This window comes from uncultured Cloacibacillus sp. (assembly GCF_963926575.1).
In the GTDB taxonomy this organism is placed as follows: domain Bacteria; phylum Synergistota; class Synergistia; order Synergistales; family Synergistaceae; genus Caccocola; species Caccocola faecigallinarum.
This window is the reverse complement of sequence record NZ_CAWUXW010000001.1, coordinates 242,863-256,026: the sequence shown is the minus strand read 5'-3', so window position 1 is coordinate 256,026 and position 13,164 is coordinate 242,863. Positions and strand designations below refer to the sequence as shown.

Annotated in this window: 8 protein-coding genes; 2 read left to right on the top strand and 6 right to left on the bottom strand. The window is 56.6% G+C overall.

Going from position 1 to position 13,164, the window contains the following annotated elements:
* Positions 1-75 precede the first annotated feature (75 nt).
* Together ABGT66_RS01180 and ABGT66_RS01175 are read right to left on the bottom strand one after the other, a co-directional pair.
* Entirely contained in the window at positions 76-1,467 is a 1,392-nt protein-coding gene (locus ABGT66_RS01180; RefSeq protein ID WP_346688254.1) for a monomethylamine:corrinoid methyltransferase, read from the bottom strand.
* A 42-nt stretch (positions 1,468-1,509) separates the two neighbouring features.
* Complete coding sequence (locus tag ABGT66_RS01175; protein ID WP_294193252.1) at positions 1,510-2,136, bottom strand: cobalamin-dependent protein; 627 nt, start codon at positions 2,134-2,136, stop codon at positions 1,510-1,512.
* Between the two features lie 246 nt (positions 2,137-2,382).
* Between ABGT66_RS01175 and ABGT66_RS01170 the strand changes: the two genes are divergently transcribed.
* A complete protein-coding gene (locus ABGT66_RS01170; RefSeq protein WP_346688251.1) occupies positions 2,383-3,789 on the top strand; it encodes an SLC13 family permease in 1,407 nt (468 codons plus the stop codon).
* A gap of 523 nt (positions 3,790-4,312) precedes the next feature.
* Here the strand turns inward: ABGT66_RS01170 and ABGT66_RS01165 are convergent.
* From ABGT66_RS01165 to ABGT66_RS01150, 4 genes are all read right to left on the bottom strand, one after another.
* On the bottom strand, positions 4,313-5,470 hold the full coding sequence (locus ABGT66_RS01165; protein ID WP_346688249.1) for a M20 family metallopeptidase: 1,158 nt from the start codon (positions 5,468-5,470) through the stop codon (positions 4,313-4,315).
* A gap of 61 nt (positions 5,471-5,531) precedes the next feature.
* Positions 5,532-6,977, bottom strand: a complete 1,446-nt coding sequence (locus ABGT66_RS01160) for a YfcC family protein (protein WP_346688248.1) — start codon at positions 6,975-6,977, stop codon at positions 5,532-5,534.
* 171 nt (positions 6,978-7,148) lie between these two features.
* Positions 7,149-8,312 (bottom strand): M20 family metallopeptidase, encoded by a 1,164-nt coding sequence (locus ABGT66_RS01155; protein ID WP_346688247.1) that lies wholly within the window; start codon positions 8,310-8,312, stop codon positions 7,149-7,151.
* Between the two features lie 22 nt (positions 8,313-8,334).
* Positions 8,335-9,771, bottom strand: a complete 1,437-nt coding sequence (locus ABGT66_RS01150; RefSeq protein WP_346688246.1) for a YfcC family protein — start codon at positions 9,769-9,771, stop codon at positions 8,335-8,337.
* A gap of 375 nt (positions 9,772-10,146) precedes the next feature.
* Between ABGT66_RS01150 and ABGT66_RS01145 the strand changes: the two genes are divergently transcribed.
* Positions 10,147-13,086 carry an AAA family ATPase gene (locus ABGT66_RS01145; protein ID WP_346688244.1) on the top strand — a complete coding sequence of 980 codons (2,940 nt, stop codon included), beginning with the start codon at positions 10,147-10,149 and terminating at the stop codon, positions 13,084-13,086.
* The last annotated feature ends 78 nt before the right edge of the window (positions 13,087-13,164 follow it).

Sequence of the window (13,164 nt, the reverse complement as noted above, 5' to 3'; positions counted from 1 at the left end):
GTAAAAATGCCTATTTATTACAAAGAGGCGCATGAGCGCCTCTTTGCTGTAAATATCCGGTTTGATTCGTAGGGATTAGTAAGCGTACTCCACGCCGAGCTTGTTGAGTTCGTCGCGCATACGGTTGTACTGGTCGAGGTATTCCTGACGCGGTACGATGCGGTCCATATCGTAGACTTCCTGGATACGGTGGCCGTAGTTGTCGATCGGGATGAGTTTCTCGTACTTCTCCATGATCTTCTGGCAGATTTCCTCGGCCTTGGCTCTGGTGAGGCGCATCTTGAAGGAAGCCTCGGAGGTCTCGTGGAAGAAGCGGGACTCAAGCGGCGTCGCCATGTCGGTGAACTTGTTGCGGCAGGTCGCGGCTCCCCACGGGTTGCCGCCGGAGCACTCGAGCGCGAGGGCGTGGTTGGCGCACTCCCAGTAGAGCTGGTCGGTGCCGGGGCCGGCGTTCGCGAAGAGGTTGTTGAGGAAGATGAGGTTCGAGTTGCGCGACATAGCCTGGCTGAGTACGCTCTGGAGCCAGAGGAGCTCTCTCGTCGTCGTCGACTGCCACTTGAGGTGGAACGGGAAGTTAAGAGCCCAGCAGGATCCGTAGAGGCACGCGCCTTCGATGTTGTAAGCCGTCTGGAGGACGAGGGTTCCCTCGGTGCCGCCCGCGTGTCCGCCGAAGATGGCGCCGCAGAGGTTACCGAAGACGTTTCCGTAGGAACGATAGTGGAGCGACTTGTTGAGCATCGCGTTGTTGGTCGTCATCTCGGTGAGGATGGAGACCATGCGGCCGTCGAGGTGCGACTGGCGGACGCCCCAGACCGGGTTTCCGGCGGCTATCTGAGCCTGCGCGGATTCGGCGGTTCCGACGGAGACGGTCCAGACGTCGGGCTTTCCGACGAGGCGCTGCGCGTCGCGGAGGTTCATCGCGTGCTCCATAGCGGCGGCGACTTCGGTCGGGTTCTGCGAGGTCGCCTTGCGGCCCATGAAGTCCTCAAGCAGAGGAGCGCAGAGACCGTCGAGGAGCGGTTCCTTCAGGTAGGCCATGCAGGCCTTCTTGTGGATGTCGGTGCTGAAGTTCGCGTCGGGGCTGAAGAGGTGGAACGGACGGCGCTCCTTGTCTTCTACCGCGCGGACGCGGAGCCAGCGCTGGTCGTGGCCGGCGCCGATGAGGTACTTCGGGCGCTTCGTGTAGAGCACCTCGTTGACCTCGCGCTCGGTGAACTGCATTACGCGGTGGGTGTCCTGGTTGTAGACGCCGGTCGAAACGAAGAAGTCCTTCGCGGCGGCCCATACTCTGTCAGCGAGGTCGTCGTCCTGGTTGACGATCGTGTGTCCGTCGTACTTGATGTTGTATTCCTTAACGACTCTTCTGATGTTGGGGATGAAGGATTTGAGCATCCACTCTCCCTGGTCTTTATAGAAGGGGCCTTCGTCTGCCTTCGCGAATACTTCCCACATTCTGAACGTTGACATGTTATTTTTCCTCCAATCCTATATTTGTAGTACCGGTCTTAATTACGCAAGGAGCTTCTTGAGTTTCGCGGCGCACTCGAAAGCGTCGAACGACCATACGTCGGCGCCGATGCGCTCGGCCCATTCGACGGAGGTCGGGGCTCCGCCTACGCAGACGAGGTACTTGCCCTTGTCGCCGGCGTCGGCTACGAGCTTGATGAACTCTTCCTGTCCGGGCATCGTGGTGGTCATAAGGGCGGAGAGTCCGACTACGTCGGCCTTCTCTTTGCGGGCCGCTTCGAGGTAGGCGACCGGGTCGACGTCCGCGCCGAGGTCTACCACGTTGAATCCGTTGGCCTGGAGGACTATGCCGACGATGTTCTTACCGATATCGTGGTAGTCGCCCTTGACCGTTCCGATGATGACGGTCTTCGCTTCGCCTTCGCTGGCGGTGACGAGGTGCTCCTTAAGCACGGACATGATCTGCATGAAAGCGTCGCCGGCGATCATGAGGTCGGGGAGGAAGACTTCGAAGTTCTCGAACTTCTGTCCGAGGACGCCCATCTCTTCCGTAAGTCCGGCCATTATATCCTTCGCGGGGGTTCCCTTCTCGATGAGCTCTTTTACGAGAGCTACCGCCGCGTCTCCGTCGCCTTCTACCATGTACTGACGAACCTGCGCTATTGACATCTGTTGTTACCTCCGTTTTGTATTATTTTAAAAATTGTGGTGTTGCATTGCCTGACGCGTATAAGGTTAACAGCCGTCTGCAAAAGGTATGCAAAAATCGCGGGGGCCGCTCGCCCGGGTTCCGCGGCGGTTACAAAAAAGTCATTATTTTTTTTACGATTCTTTTGTTTGCGGAACTATAATTAAGGATGTCTTTACAGCCGTACAGGGCGGCAGCCCAATTCAGAGGAAAAGGATATGAGTGTCATGCCGGTTTTATTTAAAAAATTTTTGCTGGAAGCCCTTTCGATAGCCGTCAGCGCGGGAGTCGCGCTGTCGCCGCCGCCCGCGGGGCTCGAGACGGAGGCGATGTGGGTCGCCGGGCTGCTCGTCTGGACGCTGCTGAACCTCATACTGCGCTTCATCCCGGACTTCGTCGTCCTTATGATGATGAGCTGCATGTGGGTCATACTGCACATCATGCCCTTCCAGCAGGCCTTCGAGTCGTTCACCGGCACGACCGTCTGGCTGCTTGTCGGCGCGCTCGGCATCGGAACGGCGGTCACTAAGTCCGGCCTTCTGACGCGCGTCGCCCTCTGCACGATGAAGCTCTGCTCCCCGACCTTCAGCGGGCAGGTCTTCGCCATGCTCGCCTCGGGCGTCGTGCTCTCGCCGTTCATCCCTTCGACGACGGCGAAGGTCGCCGTCGCGGGCGCGCTCGCGACCGACGTCGGCGAGCGCCTCGGCCTCGAGGACCGCTCGTGGGGCATGAGCGGCATCTGGTGCGCGATGTACACGAGCTACTCGCTCATGTCGCCGATACTTATGAGCGCCTCGTACTTCTCCTACGTTATACTGAACCTCATGCCCGAGCATATACGCGGCGACCTGACGCTCGTGCGCTGGTCCGTGGCGATGCTGCCGTGGGGCGTCGTCACCTTCCTCGGCGCCTTCGCCGCCATCTCGATACTCTACAAGCCGAAGCATAAAATCGAGATAAGCCGCGAGGATATAAACGAAATGCTCCACGACCTCGGCCCGGTCACGCGCGACGAGAAAATCACCATCGCCGTCGTCGGCGTCTGCATGGTCTGCTGGGTCTTCGAGCGCCAGCTCGACATCCCCTCCGTCGTCCCGGCGCTCATGGGCATGGGGCTGCTCATGTCCTTCGGCGTCATCAACAAAGTCGACTACAACACGCACATTTCATGGAGCCTCATCGCCTTCGTCGGCTGCGCGATAAACATGACGCACGCCATCAGCGTGGTCGGAATAGACAAATGGATAGGCGACAACTTCGCCTCGTCGCTCGCGGGCGTAATCTCCAACCCGTACCTGTTCCTTACGGCCGTCGCGGGCGCGATGGTCGCGACGCGCTTCATCATCATCGACCCGCTGACCTGCTTCACGCTCTACATCGTCGTGCTATCGCCCTTCTGCGAGGCCGGCGGCATCAGCCCGTGGATACTCGCGATGTGTACCTACATCTTCTGCCAGCCGTGGTTCGCGCGCTATCAGAACGTCAACTACCTCGCGGGCTTCGCCTCGGCGGGCGGCGACGACAAGCTCGATTTTGCGAAGAGCGTGCGCTACTGCTTCGCCTACAACCTCGTCGCGCTGACTGGCGTGCTCATAAGCGTTCCGTACTGGAAGCTGCTCGGCTTTATAAAATAACCGGAAGCGCGCGGCGGCGTTTTTTTGATAATTTTGCAAGTGTATAAAAACAAGCCTCCGCGCTCGCGGAGGCTTGTGCCGTATCTTTGACGGTAAGGGAACGGCGTGATAAAATCCTCTTAGGTAGTCCTGCTACCGGAGGTACTTGAATATAAATTCAAGCATCCTCAGCAGTAAGCTGAACAGAGGGACGTAACGGAGCACCTGGGCGGTGAAGTTGCGTCCCTCTCGCTTTTTCAAATGTCGCCATTTGCTTCGGCGTTTCCGAGAGGATTTCCCATAGCTTATAGCCACGGTATTCACCTCCCTTTTGGGAGAAACTTCATACTTCGAGGCCCCATACCTCAAGAGTCCGTCGGAGAACATTATACAGCCTGTTGATGGCCGGCTGCGCCTGATGCTCCTAAATCAATACGATTTTGTGGTTGGTGTTATTTACCCGTTTACTAAATATGCATAAACGAACAGAGGCGGCGGAAAAATTCCGCCGCCTCTGCCCGGCTGATGGGAAACAGAGAGAGTATTAGTCTTTGCTGAAATCGGCTTTTATGTCGTCGAGCAGCTTCGGCTCGGCGAGGATGTCCGCGCCGACCTCGGCCATGCACTGCGCGAAGAGGTACATGCGCTCTATCGCGAAGGGCTTGTCGACGTCCTCGAGGAATTCGAGCGTGTGCTCGTCGGAGTCGGGGCGCACCATCGCCATGCTCGGGTGTATCGCGGGCATCTCCTGGCTGACGTTGCCCATGTCGCTGCATCCGCCGCTCTTGAAATTCTCGATATACTGCGTTATGCCGTGCTCGTGCAGATGCTTCTTGTAGAGCTCGACGAGCACCTTGTTGTTCTTCATGCAGGCGATCGGCGGCTCGAACATTTCCACGTCGACGGTGCAGCCCGCCGCCTTTGCCGCGTATTCCGCGATGCCGAGCACCTTGTCGACGAGCTCGCGGAAATATTTCACGTCCTCGTGGCGTATCTCGACGCGAAGCTGCGTCTTGTCTGGGATTATGTTGACCGCCGCGCCGCCGTTGGTGATTATCATGTGGATGCGCGAGCAGTCGCGCAGCTGCTGGCGGAGCATCGCGACGGAGCTGTAGAAAATCATCGCCGCGTCGAGCGCGTTGACGCCGTTCTCCGGCGCGCCTGCCGCGTGCGAGGCGCGTCCGTGGAAGGTTATGTCGTAGCCCTCGAGGTTTATCATGCCGGAGGTGACGATGTTTTCCTTCGACGGGTGCGTCATCATCGCGACGTCGGCCTTTTTGAACCAGCCGGTCTCAAGCAGCCCCGGCTTGCCGCGTCCCGTTTCCTCGGCGGGCGTGCCGAAGAGGTAGACGCTTCCCTTGTAATCGGAATTCAGCAGCCACTCGGCGAGCGTCACCGCCGCGCCGTAGCCCATCGCGCCGATTAGGTTGTGGCCGCAGGCGTGGCCTATCCCGGGCAGGGCGTCGTACTCGGAGCATATTCCTATGCTCGGACCTTCGCCGTTGCTCTTGTGCGCGACGAAGGCGGTCGGCAGCCCTTCGATCTCTTTTTCTATCTCGAAGCCCTCTTTTTCAAGCAGCTCGATGAATTTCTCCTTCGCCTTGAATTCCTCCATCTCGATCTCTGGATTGTCGTAGAGGAATTTTTCAAGCTCGCGCATGTCGGCCTTCTTGGTCTCCAGAATTTCGGCTATCGTCTTCATTGTTCAAATTCCTTCTTTCTATTTTTCTTATGTGAGAGGATTTCTATGAATTAGCTATGCGCTAGAACGGTCCGTAATTAATAATTACAGCAAGCGCTAACAACGCAAAGGATGCAAGTGTCATCCATAGCGTGTATGGTGCGAAAAACTTGAACCAACGGTTAAACGGAACACCGGATATCGCACATACTGTAATGCATCCAGTTGGCCAGAAAAGGTTGGAAAAACCGTCTCCAAACTGGAACGCAAGAACGGCTATTTGACGATTAATGTCTAATAAGTCAGCAAGCGGTACCATCAGCGGCATGACTATGACTGCCAGCCCGCTGCTTGAAGATATAAGGAAATTCATTAACGTCTGGAATATGAACATCGCCCACACAGTTACAATCGTAGACATGCCTCCCATGTGAGAAGCAAAGAAATTACAGATCGTATCGATTATCTGTCCGTCCTGCAGGACGATAAGTATGCCTCTTGCAAGCCCGATAGCAAATGCGGCAATCAATATTTCTTTTGAGATACTTACGAAGGCATCGCAAGTTTCTCCAACGCTCATGCCGTTGACTGCGCCGATAACAAGTGTCATTACTATAAATATTGCAGAAAGCTCTGAGAAATACCAGCCTCGTGTTATTGCTCCCCATGCAAAAAATATTACAGTAAATCCGCATAACGCGAGCGATATCTTATGCTTTTTTGTAAAATCAAGGGCAACGAGTTCATCGTGAGACTTTTTCTCTGACAAGAACGGAAAGTGAACTCCGTAAACATAGCTTTTTGTCGGGTCTGCCTTGACCATTCGTCCATAACGACACATTTGAATGAGAAATATCGAAAGGAAAACAATATAGCAGAAACAGCGAAATGCTATGCCGGAAAAAAGCGGCAGCTCTGCTATGCTTTGTGCGATGGCGACTGTGTACGGATTGATAGCAGCTGGAGCGTATCCTGTCGACATCCCGCCGATTACAGCTATAACCCCGTAGAATGGATCGTATCCGAGCGCTACTGATATTGCCATGCAAACGGGAATAAAGCCATAAACTTCTTCCCAAAGCCCAAACGCGAAACCTGTGAATGAGAAAGCGATTGCAATAAGCGGCATTGCCCAATGTACTTTCGTCTCAAGTTTACGAAGCAATGCGCCTACCCCGGAATCAAATGCGCCAATTTTGATGAGCAGTACCATGAATCCATATGAGAAGAACGTAAAGAAAACGATGTCTGCTGCATTGACCATTCCATCATATATGGCCATGAGCATTCTAGGGATACCGACCGGTGTATGTTCAACAAGGTGGAATGTCCCGGGAACTACGAGCGTTCGCCCGACTGCCTCATTATAAACACGATCAAAAGAGCCAGATGGAATAATCCAAGTCATCGCAGTTATAAGCGCGATAAGCCCAAATATGACTATGTACGGGTGCGGCATAGACTTCTTCCACTTTTTGTCCTGAGCGAGTTCTTTACTGACTTCATTATTGTTGATGTTATCATCCATTGCTTCGTTCACTCCTTTTTATTCTTATTTTTTTGATGGTAACTCCATCATTAGATTAAATGAAAATTTATTAATATAATACCATATAAATAATTATATATAAGGGTGACTTCTTGATTTGAAAATCAGCCGCGCGGAGGAAGGCGTTCCGCGCGGCTGCGGTCGTTTGTGCTAGTCTTCCGCGGTGAACGCGGCTTTGATGCCGTCGAGCAGCTTCGGATCGGCGAGGATGTCCGCGCCGGTTTCCGCGAGGCAGCCGATTACCTTGTACATCTGTTCTATCGCGTAGGGCGAGTCGGCGTCTTCGAGGAACTCGAGCGTGTGTCCGTCGGAGGTCGGGCGCGCCATCTTCATCCACGGGTGGATGGAGGGCACCTCCTGGCTGACGTTGCCCATGTCGGTGCATCCGCCGCACGTCGCCGCCTCTTCGACGTATTCCGTTATGCCGGCGTCGAGCATGTGGCGCTTGAAGAGCTCTATCATCGGCTTGTTGTTCTTCATGCAGTATATCGGCGGCTCGAACATTTCTATATCGACGGTGCAGCCGGCGGCTTTCGCTGCCTGCTCCGCGATGGCGAGAACTTTGTTCACGAGCTCGCGGAAGTATTTGAAGTCACTGTGGCGTATCTCGACGCGCAGCGCGGCGCGCTCCGGGATTATGTTGACCGCGTCGCCGCCGTCGGTGACTATCATGTGTACGCGAGAGCCGTCGCGCAGCTGCTGGCGGAGCATCGCGACCGCGTTGTAGAAGACCGCCGCCGCGTCGAGCGCGTTGACGCCGTTCCACGGAGCTTCTGCCGCGTGCATCGCGCGTCCGTGGAAGGTGATGTCGTAGCCCTCGAGGTTGACGAGCTTCGACATCAGCGTCGTGGACTTCATCGGGTGCGCCATCATCGCGACGTCGACGTTTTTGAAGCAGCCGGCCTTGAGCATTCCGGGCTTGCCGCGCCCCGTCTCCTCGGCGGGCGTGCCGAGCAGATAGACGCTGCCCTTGTGTCCCGACTGCATGAGCCATTCGGCGAGCACCGCCGCCGCGCCGTAGCTCATGGCTCCGATGAGGTTGTGGCCGCAGGCGTGGCCGAGGCCGGGCAAGGCGTCGTACTCGGCGCATATCCCTATGCTCGGCCCTTCGCCGTTGGATTTATGCGCGACGAAGGCGGTCGGCAGCCCTTCGATATCCTTTTCGACCTCGAAGCCCTCTTTTTCGAGAAGCTCGATGAACTTCTCCTTCGCCTTGTATTCCTCCATCTCTATCTCGGGGTTGGCGTAGAGGAATTTTTCAAGCTCGAGGATCGAGTCTTTCTTTTCTTCCAGAATTTCTTGGATTGTCTTCATATTTCTCCGCCGCAGCTGAATTTTAGAACGGGCCGTAGTTTATCATGACGGCTATCGCGAGCATGATGAACGACACGAGCGTCATCCAGAATGTGTACGGCGCGAAGAACTTCCACCAGCGGCTGAGCGGCACGCCCGCTATGGCGCAGATGGTGATGCTCGTCGTCGGCCAGAAAAGGTTGGAGAAACCGTCGCCGAACTGGAAGGCGAGGACCGCTATCTGGCGGTTGATTTCAAGCAGGTCCGCGAGCGGCACCATCAGCGGCATGACGATGACCGCGAGGCCGGAGCTCGAGGAGATGAGGAAGTTCATCATCGTCTGGAAGAAGAACATCGCCCAGACCGTCACTATCTTCGGCATGCCGTCCATGTGCGTCGCGAAGAAGTTGCATATCGTGTCTATTATCTGGCCGTCCTGAAGGACGATGAGGATTCCGCGCGAAAGCCCTATAGCGAAGGCTGCGAAGAGTATTTCCTTGGAGATGTTGACGAAGGCGTCGCAGGTCTGCCCGACGGACATTTTGTTGACGAAGCCGACAACGAGCATCATGACGATGAATATCGCGGAGAGCTCGGAGAAGTACCAGCCGCGCGTAATCGCGCCCCACGCGAAGAATAGGACCGTGAAAGCGCAGAGGACCAGAGAGATTTTGTGGCGCTTCGTGAATTCGAGCTTAAGAAGGTCGTCGTGCGAGGTGTCGGAGATGAATGGGAACTTTACGCCGTAGACGTAGCTTTTCTTCGGATCGGCCTTGACCATCCTGCCGTAACGGCACATCTGAATGAGGAAGACGGTGAGGAAGACTATGTAGCAGATGATGCGGAAGGCAGAGCCGGAGAAGAGCGGCAGCTCCGCGATGCTCTGCGCGATGGCGACAGTGTACGGGTTGATTGCCGCTGGGGCGTAACCCGTCGACATGCCGCCGATGACCGCGATGAGGCCGTAGAGCGGGTCGTAGCCGAGCGCGACCGAGATTGCCATGCAGACCGGTATGAAGCCGTAGACCTCTTCCCAGAGACCGAAGGCGAAGCCGGTGAGCGAGAAGGCGATCGCTATGAGCGGCATGGCCCAGTGGACCTTCGTCTCAAGCTTGCGCAGCATAGCGCCGACGCCAGCGTCGAAGGCTCCGACCTTTATGAGCAGTACCATAAAGCCGTAGGAGAAGAACGTGAAGAAGACGATGTCGGCCGCGTGAACCATACCGTCGTAGATAGCCATGAACATTCTCGGAATGCTGACCGGCGTGTGCTCGACTATTTTGAAGGTGTCGGGTACGACGAGCGTCCTTCCGACAGACTCGTTGAAGGCGCGCTCGAAGGTTCCGGACGGAATCAGCCACGTCAGCAAGGTGGCGAAGGCTATGATCGCGAAGATTACGATGTACGTGTGCGGCATCTTCAGCCATTTTTTGTCCTGATTCAGTTCATTGCTTATCTCGTTATTATTAAGCTCACTCACAGATATCACTCCTTATCGTCGATAAAAGGGAAACGGCCGACGGAAAAGCCGCCGAAAAACGCACGCAAAGCGCCCTCGCCCTTACAATACGGGCCGAATGACGCGCCGGTTCACCTCGATTCTTTTCAAAAATTATTTCATTTTATGCGCACTTAAAAAAGCGTTGCAGAAACATGGATTATACTAACAGCATATCACAAAACTTGTGCAAAAAATCCAAAAAAATATTTTTACGAAGCCTATGCGGGGGAGGCGGCGAATTGCGTTTTTTGCAGATTTTTTATCGCTACTCTGAAATCACAACTGGCGCTGTAGTGCTGTAAATCGTAAAATATATTGCATAACGATGTATATCGAAGGTAAGGACGGGATAAGATGAAATACAAGGCGCGGCTCCTAGGAAGGCCGGAACTGTTTGTGGACGGGACGCCGTACATCTTCACCTTCAAAAAAGCGCAGATACTCGCGCTCATGCTCATAGAGGAAAAGAGCATGTCGAAGGATAAAATATGCGAATATCTGTGGTCTGACAAGACTCTCGAAAAAGCGCGGCGCAACCTCAGCAACGCTGTAAGCTGTATAAAAAAAGTCCTGCCGGTGAATATCGCGGGCGGCGTGATCTCGCTCGGCGACAACGTCAAGATAGAGCGCGACGTGGACCTCATACCGCGCATAGACTCACTCGGATGGCCGGAAATCTCCGAGCTGTGCCGCCCGTTCATGGACTCGGCGGACGTGGACGACTGGGGCGCGTTCAGCGACTGGCTGCTGCCGAAGCGCCAGCACTATCACAACCTGCTCGTCAAGAATTTGAAGAAGCGCGCGCAGGCGCAGCTCGCCGGCTTCGCGCAGAACCGCTTCGAGGACGCGCTGCTCTGCTACGAAAGGCTCTCCGAGTGCGAGCCCTACGACGAGAAGATACACGGCGAGCTCGTGCGCCTCTACATCAAGACGAATCAGAAAATAAAGGCCGTCGACGCGGCGCGCGCCTTCTCGAGCAGAATAGAGAGCGACTTCGGCATCGAGGCCGACCTCTCGGACATTTCGACGCTGATGCGGCGCAAGAGCGAGGGGCCCGCGATACGTCCGTCGTCGCCCGGCGGCGAGGACAACCCGCTCGCGCGCAACGACGAGATAATGAAGATGCTCGACTTCTTTTCCGGCTCCGTCGAGGGGCGTTCGCTCTGCGGCATGGTCTGGGGCGAGCAGGGCATAGGCAAGACTGTGTTCATAAACGAGATAACCTCGTGCCTCGCGGAGCGCGGCTGGGAATGCTTCTCGGTCGCCTGCTGGCAGGAGGAGAAGTCCTACCCGCTCGCGCCTATTATGCGCCTTTTGAAATCTCTGCACATCTCGCTTTCGCAGCAGGAAAATATAAAATCCCTTTCCGATTTGAGCTACTCGTATATAGCCGAGCTGATCCATCAGAGCGTATCCGAGCCGTCGGGCGACATCAAGCGGCTGCTCGTAATTGAGGACCTTCAGTGGATGGACGACGCCTCGTGGAACATCATCGAGTCGATCATGTGCGACGGCAGCGCGCCGCTCAACATGCTCGTCACGGGCTTCGAGGAAATCCGCCCCGCTTTCATGCTGCGGACGGCGCTCGCCGACGAGCCCTTTGAAAAGTTCGAGGTGACGCTGCGCCGCTTCAACCTCGAAGAGACGGGGCGCATCTGTCACGAGATGGCCCCCGGCGAGGACTGGACCGACGAGCGAATACACGACGTCTACATGCAGACGGAGGGCAACCCTTACTTCATCCGCGAGCTGCTCAAATACAAGTCGGACGGTATGATCGGCGACGGCTCACCCTATAAAAACGCCTACGTTTCCATGATTGAGCTGCTCGACGACGACGAGCGCCTTTTCCTCGAAGCTATAGCCGTCTGCCCCGAGTGCGCCTCGATGAAGGAGATAGCGCAGGTGCTCGCGATGTCGCCGCTGCGCGTCTCGAAGCTCTACAACGACCTGCGGCTCCACGGCTTCCTGCGCGAGCAGGAGGCGGACGAGGGCGACGTGCTCTACTACTTCACGCATACGAAGATTCGCGAGGCGCTGCTCGAGGGCATGTCCGTCTCGCGCAGGACGGCGCTGCACACGAAGAACGTCGAGATACTCGAGGCAGCCGCGCCCGCGCGCCTTCAGTACCGCCACAGAAAGACCTGCGCGCGCCTCTACTACCACTGCCACGAGGCGCGGATGCACCTCAAGGAGCTCTACTGGCGCGTGCGCGAGCTCGACCTGTACTTCATGGCGGTCCACGAGGTCTTCCCGACGCTCGTAGACCAGGACCTCATGTATTACATCCCGACCATCGACGACTCGAACTACACGAAGAAGGCGATGGCCGACGCCTGGGCGATAATGGACCGCCTCTTCCGCACCGAGGGCGGCAGCCCGGAGCTGCTGCGGCTCGAACGCGACCTCTATATCCTGAAGGGCGGCTATCTCTGGTGGAGCTGCCGCTACGACGACGCGGAGTACATGCTGCGTGCCGCGGTGCGCAAGGCGCTCGCGATAGGCGAGCCGGAGCCTGTGATCAAGGCCGGTGTGCAGATGTGCTACCTCGCTATACAGTGCGACGACGCGAAGCACCTCGCCTTCTGCGCGCAGAAGCTCTGGGACTACACGAAAAAGGCCGGCATGCGCAAGTGGGAGGGGACGGCGCTGCGCTTCATGGGGATATCGCGCATCCTGCTCGCGCAGTACGACGAGGCCGATAGGTATCTGCTGATGTCCACCTCGGTGTTCGAGAAGCTCGAGGAAAAGGGCTGCAACTACACCGTCTGCCTCATAGCGGCCGAGCATTTCCGCGGCGATGCGCTGCTCGCGCAGAAAAAGATAAAGGAGGCGCTCGCGCTCTTCGAGAACTGCGTCAACATCGGCGAGTCCGTTTCGCTCTTCCGCGGCCTCGGCCTCGCGCTCGCGAAGGCGGCCTTCTGCCTCATGCTGCTCGGACGCTACAAGGAGGCCGAGGTGCATTTGCAGCGCATGGGCAAGATATACAACATCATGCACACCGAGTGGGAGGACGGCCTTCAGGGCGGCGGCCTCGCCTTCAGCATCATGGGCGTACTCAACTGCCGCAAGAAGGACTGGTATCACGCGGGGATATGCTTCAACGTCGCGAAGCGCCTCGTCAACGAGGCGAAGCGCCCGCTCTGGCAGGCGCTGCTCTACTGGGCGAAGCTCGAGCTCTACAAGATGGGCGACGAGCTGCCGAAGGAGTTCGCCGAGGGCGTGCTGAAGCATCCGCGCGAATGGTACGAGGAGCAGCTCCAGCTGCTCAAGCACAAGGTCGGCTGGATATAGCGGCGCGCGGCGCTCCGTTGCGAATCGCGCCGCTGTGTGCTAGTCTTTGAAAAAACTGACGGAAGGGACGAACAGCCA